We start from the raw sequence: 17,902 nt of genomic DNA on the forward strand, positions 1-17,902 counted from the left end.
CTGCTGGTCTATTGCCAAGTGTTAACCCTAGGATCAGAGTTATGAATGCACATCTGAAGCAGGATATTCTTCGCAAGATACAGCAGTTGGCCGCTAGCAGTGGAGGTAAGGCGCCTGGGATCGCCAGATTTGAAACAGCAACAGGTGTTAAACGCCACGAGTGGATTGGTAAGATTTGGCGAAACTGGAGTGATGCTGTCGCCGAAGCAGGACTTACACCAAACCAACTTCAGGGAGCTTGGGGGAAAGATGCCCTGCTTCAAATAGTGATGGAGATCTCAAGGTCGCTCGGCCGATTCCCGTCCACGACCGATCTTAAATACGAATTTCACCAGCGTCCTGGTAGCCCAGACGCAAAAACAATTGCTTCGCATTGGAACATGGTGGAGTTAGCCGCAGCCTTAGCTGACTACGCTGATCGTGCTCAAGAGTTAGAAGTGGCAGCGTTCGCTCGAAGCTACGTCCCGCGCCGCAGAACAGCTGCGAGCGACCAAGATGCCGCGGTAGCGCTCGGTTTCGTCTACATGCAACGCCATGGTTCCGATTATAAGATCGGGTGCACAACTACCTTAAACAAGCGCGGGCGACAAATCCAGATTGAATTACCTCAGGAAATCGAACTCGTTCATTCGATCCTCACTGATGACCCCGCTGGTGTCGAAGCATACTGGCATAAACGCTTCGCTTCAAAGCGAACGCGTGGGGAGTGGTTCAAGCTGTTGAGAGCTGACATCTCAGCCTTCAAGCGCTGGTCAAAAATTTACTGAATGAGACTGGAGCTGAAACGTAAGGAACTTTGAGTTGTGCATTCTTCGGATTTGGCGGTTTCAGTGCTTTCACGATCCGATAAATTCGTCCCCGAGAAAATATCGGCCACAAAACGTAATTTTCTGTAATTATCTAAATTAATTCTATGAATTAGATTTGGCTGGGGAACCTGGATTCGAACCAAGATTAACGGAGTCAGAGTCCGTCGTTCTACCGTTGAACTATTCCCCAATAGAGATCCCTGTGGCATGCCTCAGGTCTTCGCCGGTGCGTCGTCATATAAAGGATTCTCTTGGCGATGCAACCCCCTGCCGGCGGGTGTTTTGGCTTAGTGCGCATTTTTATCGGCTGGCGCGGCGAGGCTATTGTTTCTTCTTGCAAAAACCGCTCTGACGGGATGCGCTTGGGCTGCATCTGGGTGGCGAACGCGATTGCCCCCTGCCCTTGGCGCCGTTAATCTGCCGGCTCCGGACACCCGGATTTAAACCAAAGAAGCAGATGTTTCATGGCCGCCAAGACGACGTTGAATGCGAAGAACCTCGAGACGCTCGGCGCCGGGCGGCTGTCCGAATTGCTGATCGAGATCAGCATGGGCAACGCGGCGCACAAACGGCGGCTTCGGCTGGAGCTGGCAGGTGCGCAGAGCACGGCCGAGGTGGCGCGCGAGGTGCGCAAGCGGCTGTCGTCCATCGACCGGGCGAAAACCTACATCGACTGGCGCAAGATCAAGGCCCTGAAGAGCGACCTCGAAACGCAGCGTACGATGATTTCAGGCACCATCGCCGATGGCGATCCTGACGAGGCGATGGACCTTTTGTGGCGCTTTCTCGAGCTGGCCGGTTCGATCTTCGCACGATGCGACGACAGCAATGGGGTGATCATCGGCAGTTTTCATGCTGCTTGCGTCGATCTCGGCACCATCGCCCCACGGGCGTCCCACCACAAGAGGCTGGCGGAACAGGTATTTGGCGCGATCAGGCGCAATGAGTATGGCGAATGTGACCCGCTGATCCCGGCGCTTGCAGCGGCCCTCGGACAGAGCGGGCTGGCACAGCTGAAAAAGCTGCTGGCCGGATGGCAGCAGGAGAAGCTCGAGGTGCCCAAAGACCGCGTCGCCATCGGCTGGGGCATGAGCGGGCCGATTTATGCCGACGAGATCGAGGCCCGCCATCGGGACTCCGCCGTCCGCATCGCGCTGCAGCAGATCGCCGATGCCGAGGGGGACGTCGATGCATTCGTCCGTCAGCACAGTGAAAAGTCGCAGACCGTGCCTTCCATTGCCGCCCAGATCGCCACACGGCTGCTTGCGGCCGGGCGGGCGGCGGAAGCGCTCGCGGCCCTCGACAAGGCGCCGCCGACGGGACGCCCGGCGCTGGATATCGAGTGGCAGCATTTGCGCGTCGAGACGCTGGAGGTGCTCGGCCGCGAGGCGGAGGCGCAAGCTTTTCGCTGGCAGTGTTTCGAGCGGGACCTGAGCGTCGAACACCTGAAGGCGTTCATCAAGCGCCTGCCGGATTTCGACGATATCGAGGCCGAGGAAAAGGCCTTCGCCTACGCGGCCGACTTCGAGGATGTCCATATGGCGTTGATGTTCTATGAGGGATGGCCGGCGCCGGCGGAAGCGGCAAAGCTGGTGCTTGCCCGCGCTGGGGAGATCGATGGCGACCTCTACGAGATCCTGGCCAAAGCTGCCGAATGGCTGCAGGAAAAACAACCGCTGGCGGCCACCATCCTGCTGCGGGCGATGATCGACTTCTCGCTGGAGGGCGGCCGCTCCAGCCGCTATCGCCACGCCGCCCGACACCTTGCCACCTGCGCAATTCTCGCAAGCCATATCGCCGATTTCGGGGCGTTCCCGGATCATGCTGTCTATGTTGCGGAGCTGAAGCGAAGGCATGGCAAGAAGCACGGTTTCTGGAGCGCTGTCGGGTAAAGCGTAGTTCGCCGGAAGCCGCCTCGCCCGCCGGCAAAGTCTTGGCTAATTGCAGATAAGGAAAAGGCGGGGTTATAGCCCCGCCTTTCGTCGATATCATATGTGGATGGCTTTTAGTGGCTGTCTTTGCCGACCGCATTGCCGCGACAGCCCTTGAGGAAGTCGAGGTCGGCGCCGGTATCGGCACCTTCGACATGCTGCTGGTGCAGGAAGGCGTAGCCGGACGTCGGCAGGTCGTGGTTCGGCTGCCATGCGGCCAGCCGCTCTGCCAGTTCCGCGTCGGAAATGTCGAGATGCAGGCGCCGGTTCGGCACGTCGAGCTCGATCATATCGCCGTTCTTCACGACAGCCAGCGGACCGCCGACAGCGGCTTCCGGCGACGTGTGAAGCACGACGGTACCGTAGGCAGTGCCGGACATGCGAGCGTCCGAGATGCGGACCATGTCGGTGATGCCCTTTTTCAGCACCTTTGGCGGCAGGCCCATGTTGCCGACCTCGGCCATGCCGGGATAGCCCTTCGGGCCGCAGTTCTTCATGACCATGACGCAGGTCTCGTCGATATCGAGCGCATCGTCGTTAATCTTCGCCTTGTAGTCGTCGATATCCTCGAACACGACTGCCCGACCCCTGTGGACGAGCAGATGCGGCGAAGCAGCGGATGGCTTCAATACCGCACCCTTGGGAGCCAGGTTGCCGCGCACGACGACGATACCGCCAGACTGGGTCAGCGCCTTGTCGGCCGGCAGGATGACGTCCTCGTTCCAGTTGACGACGTCCTTGACCTCGTTCCAGATCGTCTCGCCCGAGACGGTCAGCGCGTCCTTGTGCAGCAGGCCCGCTTCGCCGAGGCGCTTCAGAACGACAGGCAGACCGCCGGCGTAGAAGAACTCCTCCATCAGATACTTGCCCGACGGCATCAGGTTGACGATGGTCGGTACGTCGCGGCCGCAACGGTCCCAGTCGTCCAGCGAAAGATCGATACCGACGCGACCGGCCATGGCAAGCAGGTGGATGACGGCATTGGTTGAGCCGCCGATGGCCGCATTGGTGCGGATGGCGTTCTCGAAGGCTTCCTTGGTCATGATGTCGGATGGCTTCAGGTCGTCCTTGACCATCTCGACGATGCGGCGGCCTGTCAGCTGCGCCATGACCTTGCGGCGGCTGTCTACGCCGGGGATCGCGGCGTTACCCGACAGCGCCATGCCGAGGGCTTCGGCCATCGACGCCATGGTCGAGGCGGTGCCCATGGTGTTGCAGGTTCCGGAAGAACGGCTCATCGACGCTTCTGCCTCGAGGAACTCCTCCTGCGTCATCTCGCCGGCCTTCACCATCTCGGAGAACTTCCAGAGATGGGTGCCGGAGCCGACGCGCTCGCCACGGAAATAGCCGTTCAGCATCGGGCCTCCGGTGACGACGATCGACGGCAGGTCGACGGAAGCAGCTGCCATGATCAGCGACGGCGTGGTCTTGTCGCAGCCGACGAGCAGCACGCAGCCGTCCATCGGCTGGCCACGGATGGTTTCCTCGATCGCCAGTGCCGCGAGGTTGCGGTACATCATTGCGGTCGGGCGGAAGGTGTTTTCGGAGGCCGAGAATACCGGCACTTCCATCGGGAAGCCGCCGGCCTCCCAGACGCCGGCTTTGACCTTCTCCGCGAGCTCGCGAAGGTGGCCGTTGCACGGGGTCATGTCCGACCAGGTGTTGAGGATGCCGATGACCGGCCGTCCGTCGAACAGGTCGTGCGGATAGCCCTGGTTCTTCATCCAGCCACGGTGGTAGATCACGTCACGGCTGGTGCCGCCGTACCACTCCTGCGATCTCAACCGGCGCGGCCATTCTGCTTTCTTGTGCATGTCACATCGTCCTTGGGGGCGCTCCGGATCATCCCTCTCGGGCCGGAGCATAAGTCTCTAGAGCTGGCGAACCGTCACGTCTGTTTCCGCGGCTACGGCGAGCGGATTGCGCAGCGGCAGGCCGAAATCGGCAACTTCGATCTCGAACACATCGCCGGCCTGTGGCTTGATACCGTCCGCAAACGACAGCGTCGCCGTGCCGAACATGTGGACGTGAACGTCGCCGGGAGCGCGGAACAGGCCGTACTTGAAGTGATGATATTCGAGATTGGCAAAGGTGTGCGACATGTTCGCTTCGCCCGACAGGAAAGGCTTTTCGAAAATGACCTTGCCGTCGCGGGTGATTTTCGACGTACCCCTGATGTCGTCGGGCGCAGCGCCGATGCGGATTTCCGGGCCGAAACTAGCAGGCCGCAGCTTGGAATGCGCGAGGTAGAGATAGTTGATCCGCTCTGTCACGTGATCGGAGAATTCGTTCGACAGCGCAAAGCCGATGCGGAACGGAGTGCCGTCCTTGCCGATGACATAGATGCCGGCCATTTCAGGCTCTTCACCGCCGTCGAGCGCGAAAGAGGGCGACACCAAGGGTGCGCCGGGGGCTGCAGTCTCGTTGCCGTTGCCCTTGTAGAACCACTCGGGCTGGACACCCTTTTCGCCATTCTTCGGCTTGCCGTTCTCAAGGCCCATGCGGAACATCTTCATGGAATCGGTGAGGGTTTCCTCAGCCTCTTCGGATGTCTTCTTGTGCATGGAATCGCGGGTGGCGGCCGAACCCAGATGGGTAAGGCCCGTGCCTGTCAGGTGCAGGTGGGCAGCGTCCGGATGGGTGATTGGCGGCAGGAACCTGCCTTCGGCATAGGCCTTGTCGAGGTCGACAGTCTCACCCAGCCCGTGGGCGGCGATGACTTCGGAGAGTGATTTTCCACCATCGGCAGCCTCGATCGCGAGCGCATAGACGCTGGCGGCACCCTTGACGGCCTTGGCGGTTTCGCCCGGTTCGTTGCGGACGGCGACTGTTATCGCGCCGTCTGCACCTTTGATCTGGGAAATGAGCACGGACCTTGTCCTTCTATCTGGAAGGCGGAAGCGACTAGCCCGCGTGGCACGCCCTTAAGGAAAGAGCCCGCGAAAATCGCTCGCCTGACTGCAAATGGGAACCGATCGCCAGAGGCGATCAGCCCTTGTTCTTGTTGTAGACGTCGAAGAAGACGGCAGCGAGAAGCACCAGTCCCTTGACCATCTGCTGGAAGTCGATGCCGAGACCGACGATCGACATGCCGTTGTTCATGACGCCCATGATGAACGCACCGATGACAGCGCCGGTGATCTTGCCGACGCCACCGGATGCCGAGGCACCGCCGATGAAGCAGGCCGCGATGACGTCAAGCTCGTTGCCGACGCCGGCCTTCGGTGTTGCCGAATTGAGGCGGGTGGCGACGATCATGCCGGCGAGACCTGCAAGCGCACCCATGTTGACAAATGTGAAGAAGCTCAGGCGCTCGGTGTTGATGCCCGAAAGCTTCGTCGCCTTCTCGTTTCCGCCCATGGCATAGACGCGACGACCGATGGTCGTCTGGCGGGTGATGAAGGCGTAGGCCGCAATCAGGATGACCATGATGATCAGGACGTTCGGCAGGCCCTTGTCAGACGACAGCTGGTAACCGAGGAACAGCAGGGCGCCGCAGATGATCAGGTTCTGGATGAGGAAGAAGCTCATCGGCTCGACGTCGATGCCGTGGTTCTCGTTGGTCTTCCGGCGACGCCACGCCATGATGAAGAGGAGCAGCGGCATAACGATCGACAGGATGATCGAGGTCGAGTGCAGACCGGAGACGAGACCGCTGATGTCGATGAAATCGGGGATGAAGCCGGTGCTGATCAGCTGGAAGTCCTTCGGGAAAGGCCCGATGTTCTTGCCGCCGAGGACGAACAGCGTCAGGCCGCGGAAGACAAGCATGCCGGCCAGCGTGACGATGAACGACGGTATCTTGTGATAGGCGATGAAGTAGCCCTGGGCCGCCCCGATGACACCGCCGACGACCAGGCAAAGCAGGGCCGCAAGGATGAAGTTCATCTGGTATTGCACGGTCAGGATACCGGCGATGGCGCCGACGAAGCCGACGATCGAGCCGACGGAAAGGTCGATATGACCGGCAACGATGACGAGAAGCATGCCCAGTGCCATGATGACGATGAACGAGTTCTGCAGCACGAGGTTCGTCAGGTTGACCGGCTTGAACAGGATACCGCCTGTGTAGAACTGGAAGAACACCATAATCGCTACGAGAACGATCAGCATGCCATATTCACGAATATTGCCGCGGATGTAATCGACGGCGGAAATCACGTGGCTTTCCTCAGCGGCGGGGGGGTTAACAGGAGTCATTATTTCTTCTCCCCAGAGCGCATGATAGCGCGCATGATGGTTTCCTGGCTTGCCTCTTCCTTGGACAATTCAGCGACGATGCGTCCTTCGTTCATGACGTAGATGCGGTCGCAAGTCCCAAGCAGTTCGGGCATTTCCGATGAAATCATCAGAACGCCCTTCCCGTCGGCAGCCAGCTGGTTGATGATGCTGTAGATTTCGTATTTGGCGCCGACGTCGATACCACGCGTCGGCTCGTCGAGGATCAGGACTTCAGGATCCGAGAACAGCCACTTGGACAGGACGACCTTCTGCTGGTTGCCGCCCGAAAGATTGACGGCCTCCTGGAAAATCCCGGAGCTGCGGATGCGCAGCTTGGAGCGGAAGTCGGTGGCGACATCCGATTCCTTGTGGTTGTCGATGACGGTCGCTTTGGAGATGCCGGCAAGGTTGGCCAGCGAGGTGTTGTGCATGATGCTGTCGTTCAGCACCAGGCCCAGATGCTTGCGGTCTTCCGTCACGTAGGCGAGACCGGCGTCGATCGCCTTGCGCACAGTGCTGACATCGACGGGCTTGCCGTCCATCAGCACTTCGCCGGTAATCTTGTGGCCGTAGGATTTGCCAAAGACGCTCATGGCGAACTCGGTGCGCCCTGCCCCCATCAGGCCGGCAATACCGACAACTTCGCCCCTGCGGACGTTGACGTTGATGTCGTGGAGAACCTGCCGGTCGCGGTGGTGCTGGTGGAAGGCGTTCCAGTTCTTGACTTCCAGAACCGTCTCGCCGATCGGCACGGAGCGCGGCGGATAGCGGTCAGCCAGTTCGCGGCCCACCATGTTCTTGATGATGATGTCTTCGCTGATCTCTTCCTCGTGACAGTTCAGCGTCTTCACGGTCATCCCGTCGCGCAGGACGGTGATCTGGTCGGCCACCTTGCGCACTTCGTTGAGCTTGTGCGTGATGATGATCGAGGTGATGCCCTGGTTGCGGAACTCGATCAGCAGATTGAGCAGGGCGTCGGAATCTTTTTCGTTGAGCGAGGCCGTCGGCTCGTCGAGGATAAGCAGCTTCACACTCTTCGACAGCGCCTTGGCGATTTCGACCAGTTGCTGCTTGCCGACGCCGATGTTGGTCACCAGAGTTTCCGGCGACTCTTTCAATCCAACCTTGTCGAGCAGCTTGCGGGTGCGCGAAAAAGCTTCCTGCCAGCGAATGACGCCGTTGGTCGCAACCTCGTTGCCGAGGAAAATGTTTTCGGCGATCGACAGAAGCGGCACCAGTGCCAGCTCCTGGTGAATGATGATGATGCCGATGGCTTCACTGTCCTTGATGACTTTGAAGTTACGCACATCGCCTTCGTATACGATATCGCCATCGTAAGTGCCGGCCGGATAGACGCCGGATAGAACTTTCATGAGGGTCGACTTGCCGGCCCCGTTTTCGCCCACCAGTGCGTGGATCTCACCTTGCCGAACCTTGAGGTTCACATTCTCAAGCGCCTTGACGCCCGGGAACGTCTTGGTGATGTCCCGCATCTCTAGGATAATATTGTCCATAATCAAAATCCAACGCCGGGAGTCGTGACTGACGCGACGATCATAAATGCGAAGTCCGGAACCCGCAATCTGCGGGTTCCGGTGGTTTTCAGTGCTTACTTAAGCTGTTCAGCCTTGTAGTAGCCGCTGTCGATGAGGACCTTCTGGTAGGTGTCCTTGGTGACGACGACTGGCTTCAGCAGGTAGGAAGGAACGACCTTGACGCCGTTGTCGTAGGTCTTGGTGTCGTTGACTTCAGGTGTGCCGCCGGTAGCAACTGCGGTGACCATGGCAACGGTGACCTTGGCGAGGTCACGGGTGTCCTTGAAGATCGAAGAATACTGTTCGCCAGCAATGATCGACTTGATCGAAGGAATTTCGCAATCCTGGCCGCTGACGATTGGCAGCTTCAGGGTGCCCGAGCCGTAGCCGACGCCCTTGAGCGACGAGATGATGCCGATCGAAAGGCCGTCGTAAGGCGACAGGACTGCATCGACGTGAGCATCCGTGTAGTAGGCCGACAGGAGGTTATCCATGCGGGCCTGAGCCGTTGCCGGATCCCAACGCAGCGTACCGACCTTGTCCATGCCAACCTGGCCGGACTTCACGACGAGCTTGCCGCTGTCGATGTAAGGCTGAAGAACCGACATTGCGCCATCATAGAAGAAGAAGGCGTTGTTGTCGTCCGGCGAACCGCCGAAAAGCTCGATGTTGAACGGGCCCTTGCCGTCCTTGAGGCCGAGGCCGTCAACGATGGTGCCAGCCTGGAGAACGCCGACCTGGAAGTTGTCGAAGGTAGCGTAGTAGTCGACGTTGGCCGAATCGCGGATCAGGCGGTCATAGGCGATGACCTTGATACCGGCGTCATGGGCCTTCTGCAGCACGTCAGACAGTGTCGTGCCGTCGATCGAAGCGACGACGAGAACCTTGGCACCCTTGGTGACCATGTTCTCGATCTGCGAAAGCTGGTTAGGAATATCGTCGTCAGCATACTGCAGGTCGGTCGTGAAACCAGCAGCCTGAAGCTGCTTGACGATGTTGTTGCCGTCATCGATCCAGCGCGCCGAAGACTTCGTTGGCATAGCGATACCAACCAGACCCTTGTCGGCAGCCATGGCTGGCATGACAAATGTTGCAACACCGAAGGCCGCTGCGGCCATCAATGAGATAATGGATTTCATTGCTCTCTCCCGTTTTTTTAAAGATTTGGCGTACGCAAAAGCGCCCACCCCGAAACTGTGGCAGGTTCCGTTGATTGGATATTACTTCAATATCAATACGAAGTACGTCTCCTCCACGATCCCACACGTGTCATGCTGCTCCCAGCACGGCGGCAAACTGGAATCAATTCGTATAACTGTCAAATAGAATAACTGGCGTACAATATGATGATTTTGGTATAATGGTAAAAAGTACTACTTTTTGGCCCCGTAAGCAGGAAAAATGCCACCATGGAGAACATACACAACGATTATTCTCGTGATGGTATAGAAATCCACACAGATAATTTTCGTGACGACAGCCTCCTGCGCAACGGATTGAAGATGAATCATCTGCGGATGATCGTCATGATCGAGGATCACGGACAGATATCCGCCGCAGCCGAATCCATGAATATCTCTCAACCTGCAGCTTCGCGCATGTTGTCGGAGATGGAAGCGATCGCCAAGACATCTCTCTACCAGCGCGTCGCCCGTGGCGTGGAACTGACGCCGTTCGGCCTGGCGCTTGCCAAGCGGGCCCGCAAGATCCTGCTGGAACTGCGGGAGGCCAGCCGCGAGATCGCCGAGTTGCGTACCGGCAAGGGTGGGTCCGTGCATCTCGGTGCCGTGGCAGCTCCGGCCATCAGCCTGGTGGTCCCGGCGATACAGCGGGTGACAGAGGCCTATCCGGGCATCGAAATCAATATCCAGGTCGACAACAGCAACGTTCTCGCCCGCGAATTGCTGGCGGCCCGGCACGACTTCATCATCAGCCGCATTCCGGACGAGCTGAACCCGCGGCTGTTCACCGCCCATCAGATCGGCATCGAAAAAGCCTGCCTGATCGTGCGCAAGGGGCATCCATTGCTCAAAAAGGGCGTCGTCGGGCTTGCGGATCTCACCGGCCAGGACTGGGTGTTCCAGCCGCCGGGTACGCTGCTGCGCCGCAGGCTCGAGGATATTTTCATATCCGCCGGCGTGGCGTTGCCGGAGAATATCGTCAACACGTCTTCGGTGGTCCTGACACTTGCCGTCGTCTGCAAGACAGATGCGATTTCGCCGATCGCTCGCGACATGGCCGATTTCATCTGCGGCCAGAGTTCACAGGCAGGCGAGGCCTGTATCCTGCCGATCGATTTCGCCATCGATGTAAAGCCCTACAGCCTGATCACGGCGCGCGAACGCGCCCTGCCACCCAGCGCCCTACTACTCTATGACATGATCCTGCAGGAAAGCCGGCGCGCTGCAATCTGACCGACCAGCCAGACACCACTTTCGTTTCGTAGGCTTTGCGGATTGGGAGACATCATGCTGTTTGGACAATCCATATTTCAATCCGTTCTCGACCGTCTCGACGCCGAGGATGAAGAAGCAGTTTTCGCTCAGCCGGCTTCGGCGCACCGAATTCAAGGCCTGAATTCCAGCTTCGCGGCTGATGTGCGGGATGGCGTGTCCGTATCCGAGGCGCGACCTGACCAGGCCTATCTCGACAACCTCGGGCCCGAACGAGAACCGCCCGCGCCTGAGGCGCCGTCCACCGCGACGGAAGACATAGAGCCGGAGGAATGCGCCGCACCGGTGATGCCGGTCCACCTGGCGCGTATCCTGCCGCAGGAGGTTGCTGCGGAACTTGGAATTTCGGCTGCGGACACGCTGCAGACGCTCAACGACAAGCGCCGCAGTTTTGCCAAGGCCAACCATCCCGACAGCGTCAACCCGCTGTTCAAGGAACAGGCGACGACGCGCATGAAAATCGCCAACCTGCTGATCGACGAGGCGCTGCGCCGCATCGAGATCCGCGCCAGACTTTTCAAATAGATCAGGCTATTAGACAGATCAGGCTTCTGGACCTGCATCGTCACGCGGCGGCGGCGGCGGTGCGATTTCTTCCGGCGTTGGCGTATAGTTCAACAGCAGAACCCACGCCGCATAGGCGCCTACGGCACCGATGGCCATGCTCCAGATCGGCTCGCCGAAGGTTGCCTCGATGATTGCCCAGCCAAGGCAGAGGGCAACGATGCCGATACGCACATAGATTGGGCGGTAGAATCGATGGCTCGGGTCGATCATTTTCATGAGGCTGTTGTCCGCTTGTTTGTTCGGCACCGTCCATAAGCTGAATTTCGCGATTGTGAAACCCCGGGCGCTTGACGACGGCACAGGAAGATGGAATGAAAATTCCAGAATGAGACCAAGACGGTTTATTTGTTCCGAATCTGGGAGGATGGAAAATGACGGTAAGATTTGGACTGCTCGGCGCCGGCCGCATCGGCAAGGTTCACGCCAAGGCAGTCAGCGCCAACGGTGATGCGAAACTGGTGGCGGTAGCGGATCCCTTTGCGGCCGCAGCCAATGCGATAGCTTCGGCCTATGGCTGCGAGGTTCGCACCATCGACACGATCGAATCGTCAGCAGATATCGACGCAGTGGTCATCTGCACCCCGACAGATACACACGCAGACCTGATCGAACGTTTTGCCCGCGCTGGCAAGGCTGTCTTCTGCGAGAAGCCAATCGACCTCGATACCGCCCGGGTCGAGGCGTGCATCGACGTCGTCGCAAAGACCAAGGGAAAGCTGATGGTCGGCTTCAATCGCCGCTTCGATCCGCATTTCATGGCCGTGCGCAAGGCGATCGACGATGGGAAGATCGGCGACGTCGAGATGGTGACGATCACCTCCCGCGATCCCGGTGCGCCGCCCGTCGACTACATCAAGCGCTCTGGCGGCATTTTCCGCGACATGACCATTCATGATTTCGACATGGCGCGGTTCCTGCTCGGCGAAGAGCCGGTATCCGTCAGCGCGACGGCAGCGGTGCTGATCGACAAGGCAATCGGCGTGGCCGGAGATTACGACAGCGTCTCGGTGCTGCTGCAGACGGCATCCGGCAAGCAGGCGATGATCTCGAACTCGCGCCGTGCCACATACGGCTATGACCAGCGCATAGAGATCCACGGCTCGAAGGGCATGGTGGCCGCTGAGAACCAGCGCCCCTTCTCCATCGAGGTTGCCAATGGCGACGGGTACACCCGTCCGCCTCTGCATGATTTCTTCATGACGCGCTATACGGAAGCCTATGCCAACGAGATTGCCGCCTTCATCAGCGCCGTCGAGAAAGGCACCGACATCAGCCCGTCCGGCGCCGATGGCCTCGCCGCGCTGAAACTTGCCGACGCGGCAGTGCGCTCGGTCAAGGAAGGCAAATTGATTTCCGTCGCCTGAGATTATCCGCTCAAGCTATCGATCGACGCCGGGCCACTATCCGGCGTCGATATATTGGGGTGCCTACCCTGCCCGATCCTTGATCTCGACATCGGCAATCGCCCGCAATGCAACGATGTCGCCGTCTATCGCATCCAGCGCCCGGCGCAGATGGCCCTCGAAGACCAGCGCCTGTTCGTCTGCCATGATCCTCATTTCCGGCAGGCCTCCCATGCGAACGATCTGCGACTGCCGCAAACCCTCCTCCATACCCTCCTGCAATAGATCGACGTATCGCGTTCCCGGACCCGTCAGCACGATAGGCATCTGCTCGTAAAGGCTGAGCACCCGCGACAGGCCATTGCCGAGCACCAGGCCTGCCTGGTGAAAGGCAAAGCGGTTGCGACGATTTCCCTGCCGGGCGCTGGCTGCGATCTTGTCGAGTTCGGCGACCGGTACGAACTTGGCCGGAATGGTGTCGAGCGGCACGGCAAAGGCATTGCGCAGGATGGCGTAGAAACCCGCATAGGCCTCGATGCAGCCGCGCGACCCGCAGCGACAGAGGCCGCCATTCGGCTCATGCAGCATATGGCCGAAATTAGGTGCCGCGACCTCGCGGTCGCCATTGGCGGTGCGCCTGACGATGCCGAGCCCGATGCTGTGGCCAAGCGACAGGGCTGCCAGCGTCTCGAAACCCCGGCCCTGCTCCTCGCGCTGTCCGGCGGCATCGGCCACCAGCAGCGTCTCGTTACCGAGAATGATCTTCGCCGGCCAATCGTTTCCGAGAACTGCGGCAAAGTCGATCTGTTCCTCCCCGAAGATTGGCGACCAGCGCAGCACCGGCTCAAGACCGTCTACCAGGCCCTTGCTGCTGATCGAGATGACGAGCACGTCCTGCGGCGCAATCTTCGAGCGGGCGACAATTCTGGATAACCCTGCCCTTATGGATTCGACGAATCGGGCAATGCCCGTTCCGTCCTGCGACCGGCCTTCGGAAAATCGATCGAGCAAGGTGCCGGCATAATCCACCAACGAATATTGAACCGCATCCGACGAGATGATGAGCACCACCAGATAGCCGCAGTCGCGGCGCTGGGCAAAGGCCACGCGCGGCCGGCCGCGGCCGCCTGCCAGTTGCTGCTCGGTCTTGACGATGATCTGGGCACGCTCGAGATCGGCGGTGATTGCCGAGATCGTGCCGGACGACAAAGTCGTGTGATCCGAGAGCTCCGTGTGAGCCAGCGGCCCGTGGCGGCGCAGTGCCCTGAGCACCATGACGCTGTTGCGCCGGCGCACCCACTCGGCACTGGACTTGCCTTGCATCAGGTGTCTCTCCCCTCTCCCTGTCAGTCGCGCATAACGAACCTGCGGTTGGATCTTGATCGCCGACAAAACCTGGTCGTGCAGTGTTGACAGCCTTAAAATTCTCTGACACTTAATTTCTCGACTGTCGAGAAAAAAGGAGTTTTTTCGACAGCACATTCGCGGCGGCCGGGCGGGAGCTCTACAGGTGCGTGCGGTCGCGTTTCACTCGGGAGGGTATTATGAAAACTTTTGTTAGGCTCGCCGCTGGCGCAGCCCTTGTTTTGACGATGCAGACGACCGCCTTCGCCAAGGATCTCGTCGTCGGCGTTTCCTGGTCGAACTTTCAGGAAGAACGCTGGAAGACCGACGAAGCCGCAATTAAGAAGGCACTGGCCGCAGCGGGCGCCAAGTACATTTCCGCAGATGCCCAGTCCTCTGCTTCCAAGCAGCTGACCGACGTCGAATCGCTGATCTCGCAGGGTGCCACGGCATTGATCGTGCTTGCCCAGGACAGCGACGCCATCGGCCCGGCAATCGAGAAAGCCGCAGACGAAGGTATTCCGGTCGTCGGCTACGACCGACTCATCGAAAATCCGGCTGCTTTCTACATCACCTTCGACAACAAGGAAGTCGGCCGCATGCAGGCCCGCGACGTGCTGAAGGTCAAGCCTGAAGGCAACTATGTCTTCATCAAGGGCTCGTCTTCCGATCCGAACGCAGACTTCCTGTTTGCAGGCCAGAAGGAAGTCCTCAAGGCTGCCATGGATGCCGGCAAGATCAAAAATGTCGGCGAAGCCTATACCGATGGCTGGCTGCCGCAGAATGCACAGCGCAACATGGAGCAGATCCTGACCGCCAACAACAACAAGGTTGACGCGGTCGTTGCCTCCAACGACGGAACTGCCGGTGGCGCCGTTGCCGCGCTCGACGCACAGGGCCTTGCCGGTTCCGTGCCTGTATCCGGCCAGGATGCCGACAAGGCGGCCCTCAACCGCATCGCGCTCGGCACCCAGACCGTATCCGTCTGGAAAGACTCCCGCGAACTCGGCAAGCGCGCCGCTGAAATCGCTCTCGATCTTGCCGGTGGCAAGAAGATGACCGAAATCAAGGGCGTCCAGAGCTTCAACGGCGGTCCTAAGCATGTCGAAATGCAGTCGGTCTTCCTGACGCCTGTCGCCATCACCAAGGATAACCTCAACGTCGTCATTGACGCTGGCTGGATTTCCAAGGCCGAAGCCTGCCAGGGCGTCAAGGCCGGCGCCGTTGCTGCCTGCAAGTAACCGCTGACCCAAACTGCAAGTGAGGCGCCGCCCGATAACCGGTGCGGCGCCGATCGCCACCGGCGCGGCCATGTCTGCAAGGACGCTATGGCCACTGCCGCAACCCTTGCGTCACTGAGGTCGTCACCGCGCGTGCCGGCACCTATGCCGAGAGATTGTCCATCCATCGGCCGGGACGCATATTCGAGAACAGCGCCAGACTTATGCCAGTGAAACGCAAAGTGTCGACGGTCTGCGCTCAACAGTGGAGAACGGCAGAGCAATGGCCGACATGACCCAGTCCACAACATCGGGCGGTGCGCGCGCCACGGAGACCAATGCGCTCACGCGCTTCCTGCGTGCCACCGAGATCGATACCCGCATGCTCGGCATGGTCGGCGCACTGCTGATCATCTGGGTCGGCTTCGACCTCTATACCGGGCACCTGTTCCTGACGCCGCGCAACCTCTGGAACCTCTCTGTACAGACCTGCGAGATCGCCGTCCTGGCGACCGGCATGGTTCTGGTCATCGTCACCCGCAATATCGACCTTTCCGTCGGCTCCCTGCTCGGCTTCGTCGCCATGATCATGGGTGTCGTCCAGGCAAAATGGTTGCCGACCTATCTCGGCTTCGACAGCCACTGGACATGGGTCATCGCGCTGATCTGCGGACTGGCTGCCGGCGCCCTGATCGGGCTCCTGCAGGGTATCATTATCGCCTTCCTCGGCGTTCCCTCGTTCATTGTCACGCTCGGCGGCTTTCTCGCCTGGCGCGGGCTTGCCTGGTATGTCACGTCGGGCCAGACCGTTGCGCCGCTCGACGCCACTTTCCGGATCATGGGCGGCGGCGCGGAAGGCTCCATCGGCGCCACCTGGAGCTGGGTCATCGGCATCGTCGCCTGCCTGATGATCGTGGTCGGCATTGCCGGCTCGCGGCGCCAGCGCAAGCGCTTCAACTTTCCCCGGCGCCCCGTCTGGGCCGAATATTTCCTCGCCATCCTCGGCTCGGCCATGGTGCTGGGCACGATCTATGTCTTCACCATCTATTACTGGCCGGTCGGCATCGCCAAGAAGTACGCCAACGACCACGGCATCGCCTGGCCTGACGGCGGCCTCGATATCCCCTACGGTATTGCTGTTCCCGTCCTGATTGCCGTCGCCGCCGGGATCATCATGACGTTCATCGCCACGCGGCTGCGTTTCGGTCGTTATGTGTTTGCCATCGGCGGCAATCCGGAAGCAGCCGAACTCGCCGGCATCAAGACGCGCTGGGTCACGGTGAAGATATTCACGCTGATGGGCTTTCTCGCCGCCGTCGCCGCCGCGATCTCGACCGCTCGGCTGAATGCCGCCGCCAACTCGCAGGGCACGACCTATGAGCTCTACACCATCGCTGCGGCCGTCATCGGCGGCACGTCGCTCGCCGGCGGTACCGGCACGGTGGCAGGCGCCATGCTCGGCGCCCTCGTCATGCAGTCTCTGCAGTCGGGCATGGGGCTCGCCAATGTCGATACGCCCATCCAGAACGTCGTCGTCGGCGTCGTGCTGGTGATCGCCGTCTGGCTCGACACCGTCTATCGCTCGCGGGCCAAGTAAGAGGAATTCCAGCTATGACGGATCACAACACTCCGCTTGTGGAACTGAAGAACATTTCCATTTCCTTCGGCGGCATCCACGCGGTCGACAACGCCTCGATCGACCTCTATCCGGGCGAAGTCGTCGCCCTGCTCGGCCACAACGGCGCCGGCAAGTCGACCCTGATCAAGATCCTGTCCGGCGCCTACAAGCGCGACAGCGGCGATATCTTCATCAACGGCGAGCCCGTCGACATCCGCACGCCCCGCGATGCCAAGAAATTCGGCATCGAGACGATCTACCAGACGCTCGCCGTCGCCGACAACGTCGATGCCGCTGCCAATCTCTATCTCGGCCGCGAACTGCAGACGCGCTGGGGAACCCTTGACGACGTGGCAATGGAAGCGTCCGCCCGCGAAGTGATGGGCCGGCTGAACCCGAACTTCAAACGCTTCAAGGAGCCGGTAAAGGCGCTGTCCGGCGGCCAGCGGCAGTCTGTGGCGATTGCCCGGGCTATCCTCTTCAACGCCCGCATCCTGATCATGGACGAACCGACGGCGGCGCTCGGACCGCAAGAGACGGCGCAAGTTGGCGAACTCATCAAGCAACTGAAAAAGGAAGGCATCGGTATCTTCCTTATCAGCCACGACATCCACGATGTCTTCGATCTCGCCGACCGCGTCTCCGTCATGAAGAACGGCCAGGTGGTGGGCCATGCCCGTACTGAGGATGTCACCAAGGACGAAGTGCTCGGCATGATCATCCTCGGCAAGGTGCCGCCCAAGGCCACTCCAGGCCCCGGCGCCATGAAGACGGCGTGATCGCCAGGCTTGAAAGCACAAGGCCGCGAACCAAAACGTCGCGGCCTTGTCTTTTGCGAAAAACTGTTGGCGTCGTTGACAG

Annotated in this window: 15 protein-coding genes and 1 tRNA gene; 8 read left to right on the forward strand and 8 right to left on the reverse strand. The window is 59.9% G+C overall.

Annotation, left to right across the window (positions count from 1 at the left end):
* Positions 1–41 precede the first annotated feature (41 nt).
* Positions 42–767 (forward strand): GIY-YIG nuclease family protein, encoded by a 726-nt coding sequence (locus J5278_RS10630; RefSeq protein WP_209183747.1) that lies wholly within the window; start codon positions 42–44, stop codon positions 765–767.
* A gap of 158 nt (positions 768–925) precedes the next feature.
* On the opposite strand, the gene J5278_RS10635 is transcribed toward J5278_RS10630, so the two are convergent.
* Positions 926–999, reverse strand: a tRNA-Gln gene (locus tag J5278_RS10635).
* Positions 1,000–1,273: 274 nt separating this feature from the next.
* On the opposite strand from J5278_RS10635, the gene J5278_RS10640 reads away from it, so the two are divergent.
* Complete coding sequence (locus J5278_RS10640; RefSeq protein ID WP_209183746.1) at positions 1,274–2,701, forward strand: DUF6880 family protein; 1,428 nt, start codon at positions 1,274–1,276, stop codon at positions 2,699–2,701.
* A 113-nt stretch (positions 2,702–2,814) separates the two neighbouring features.
* Here the strand turns inward: J5278_RS10640 and araD are convergent, their stop codons facing one another.
* The 5 genes from araD to chvE form a co-directional block, all read right to left on the reverse strand.
* The gene (gene araD, locus J5278_RS10645; RefSeq protein ID WP_111215714.1) at positions 2,815–4,554 is read right to left on the reverse strand and encodes an L-arabinonate dehydratase; all 1,740 of its coding nucleotides are present in this window, start codon (positions 4,552–4,554) and stop codon (positions 2,815–2,817) included.
* Between the two features lie 57 nt (positions 4,555–4,611).
* The gene (gene araD1 / locus J5278_RS10650) at positions 4,612–5,610 is read right to left on the reverse strand and encodes an AraD1 family protein (RefSeq protein ID WP_209183745.1); all 999 of its coding nucleotides are present in this window, start codon (positions 5,608–5,610) and stop codon (positions 4,612–4,614) included.
* Between the two features lie 118 nt (positions 5,611–5,728).
* Positions 5,729–6,940, reverse strand: coding sequence for a multiple monosaccharide ABC transporter permease (mmsB, locus tag J5278_RS10655; protein WP_142822694.1), 1,212 nt, complete (start codon positions 6,938–6,940; stop codon positions 5,729–5,731).
* Positions 6,940–8,475, reverse strand: a complete 1,536-nt coding sequence (mmsA, locus tag J5278_RS10660) for a multiple monosaccharide ABC transporter ATP-binding protein (protein ID WP_209183744.1) — start codon at positions 8,473–8,475, stop codon at positions 6,940–6,942. Before mmsA ends, mmsB begins: the two co-directional genes overlap by 1 nt.
* A 95-nt stretch (positions 8,476–8,570) precedes the next feature.
* Positions 8,571–9,635, reverse strand: a complete 1,065-nt coding sequence (chvE, locus tag J5278_RS10665) for a multiple monosaccharide ABC transporter substrate-binding protein (protein WP_142822692.1) — start codon at positions 9,633–9,635, stop codon at positions 8,571–8,573.
* 270 nt (positions 9,636–9,905) lie between these two features.
* On the opposite strand from chvE, the gene J5278_RS10670 reads away from it, so the two are divergent.
* Both J5278_RS10670 and J5278_RS10675 read left to right on the forward strand, forming a co-directional pair.
* Complete coding sequence (locus J5278_RS10670; RefSeq protein ID WP_209183743.1) at positions 9,906–10,910, forward strand: LysR family transcriptional regulator; 1,005 nt, start codon at positions 9,906–9,908, stop codon at positions 10,908–10,910.
* 54 nt (positions 10,911–10,964) lie between these two features.
* On the forward strand, positions 10,965–11,474 hold the full coding sequence (locus J5278_RS10675) for a hypothetical protein (protein WP_209183742.1): 510 nt from the start codon (positions 10,965–10,967) through the stop codon (positions 11,472–11,474).
* 18 nt (positions 11,475–11,492) lie between these two features.
* On the opposite strand, the gene J5278_RS10680 is transcribed toward J5278_RS10675, so the two are convergent.
* A complete protein-coding gene (locus tag J5278_RS10680; RefSeq protein WP_209183741.1) occupies positions 11,493–11,732 on the reverse strand; it encodes a hypothetical protein in 240 nt (79 codons plus the stop codon).
* A 155-nt stretch (positions 11,733–11,887) separates the two neighbouring features.
* Here J5278_RS10680 and iolG point away from each other — a divergent pair, with 155 nt between their 5' ends.
* Positions 11,888–12,880: an inositol 2-dehydrogenase gene (iolG, locus tag J5278_RS10685; RefSeq protein ID WP_142822688.1), complete on the forward strand. Its 993-nt coding sequence runs from the start codon at positions 11,888–11,890 to the stop codon at positions 12,878–12,880.
* Positions 12,881–12,943: 63 nt separating this feature from the next.
* Here iolG and J5278_RS10690 read toward each other — a convergent pair whose 3' ends face one another.
* On the reverse strand, positions 12,944–14,182 hold the full coding sequence (locus J5278_RS10690; protein ID WP_142822687.1) for an ROK family protein: 1,239 nt from the start codon (positions 14,180–14,182) through the stop codon (positions 12,944–12,946).
* Positions 14,183–14,403: 221 nt separating this feature from the next.
* On the opposite strand from J5278_RS10690, the gene xylF reads away from it, so the two are divergent.
* The 3 genes from xylF to J5278_RS10705 all read left to right on the forward strand — a co-directional run bounded on the left by xylF (position 14,404) and on the right by J5278_RS10705 (position 17,820).
* Positions 14,404–15,444, forward strand: a complete 1,041-nt coding sequence (gene xylF, locus J5278_RS10695; protein WP_142822686.1) for a D-xylose ABC transporter substrate-binding protein — start codon at positions 14,404–14,406, stop codon at positions 15,442–15,444.
* 262 nt (positions 15,445–15,706) lie between these two features.
* On the forward strand, positions 15,707–17,020 hold the full coding sequence (locus J5278_RS10700; protein ID WP_142822685.1) for a sugar ABC transporter permease: 1,314 nt from the start codon (positions 15,707–15,709) through the stop codon (positions 17,018–17,020).
* A 14-nt stretch (positions 17,021–17,034) separates the two neighbouring features.
* Positions 17,035–17,820 carry an ATP-binding cassette domain-containing protein gene (locus J5278_RS10705; RefSeq protein WP_209183740.1) on the forward strand — a complete coding sequence of 262 codons (786 nt, stop codon included), beginning with the start codon at positions 17,035–17,037 and terminating at the stop codon, positions 17,818–17,820.
* Positions 17,821–17,902 lie beyond the last annotated feature (82 nt).

Origin of the sequence: Rhizobium sp. B21/90, assembly GCF_019355815.1 — a bacterium.
GTDB lineage: Bacteria > Pseudomonadota > Alphaproteobacteria > Rhizobiales > Rhizobiaceae > Rhizobium > Rhizobium rhododendri.

Coding starts and splice junctions, on each gene's coding strand:
- J5278_RS10630 (WP_209183747.1), top strand. CDS start 42: ATGAATGCACATCTGAAGCAGGATATTCTTCGCAAGATACAGCAGTTG.
- J5278_RS10640 (WP_209183746.1), top strand. CDS start 1,274: ATGGCCGCCAAGACGACGTTGAATGCGAAGAACCTCGAGACGCTCGGC.
- araD (WP_111215714.1), bottom strand. CDS start 4,554: ATGCACAAGAAAGCAGAATGGCCGCGCCGGTTGAGATCGCAGGAGTGG.
- mmsB (WP_142822694.1), bottom strand. CDS start 6,940: ATGACTCCTGTTAACCCCCCCGCCGCTGAGGAAAGCCACGTGATTTCC.
- mmsA (WP_209183744.1), bottom strand. CDS start 8,475: ATGGACAATATTATCCTAGAGATGCGGGACATCACCAAGACGTTCCCG.
- chvE (WP_142822692.1), bottom strand. CDS start 9,635: ATGAAATCCATTATCTCATTGATGGCCGCAGCGGCCTTCGGTGTTGCA.
- J5278_RS10670 (WP_209183743.1), top strand. CDS start 9,906: ATGGAGAACATACACAACGATTATTCTCGTGATGGTATAGAAATCCAC.
- J5278_RS10675 (WP_209183742.1), top strand. CDS start 10,965: ATGCTGTTTGGACAATCCATATTTCAATCCGTTCTCGACCGTCTCGAC.
- J5278_RS10680 (WP_209183741.1), bottom strand. CDS start 11,732: ATGAAAATGATCGACCCGAGCCATCGATTCTACCGCCCAATCTATGTG.
- iolG (WP_142822688.1), top strand. CDS start 11,888: ATGACGGTAAGATTTGGACTGCTCGGCGCCGGCCGCATCGGCAAGGTT.
- J5278_RS10690 (WP_142822687.1), bottom strand. CDS start 14,182: ATGCAAGGCAAGTCCAGTGCCGAGTGGGTGCGCCGGCGCAACAGCGTC.
- xylF (WP_142822686.1), top strand. CDS start 14,404: ATGAAAACTTTTGTTAGGCTCGCCGCTGGCGCAGCCCTTGTTTTGACG.
- J5278_RS10700 (WP_142822685.1), top strand. CDS start 15,707: ATGGCCGACATGACCCAGTCCACAACATCGGGCGGTGCGCGCGCCACG.
- J5278_RS10705 (WP_209183740.1), top strand. CDS start 17,035: ATGACGGATCACAACACTCCGCTTGTGGAACTGAAGAACATTTCCATT.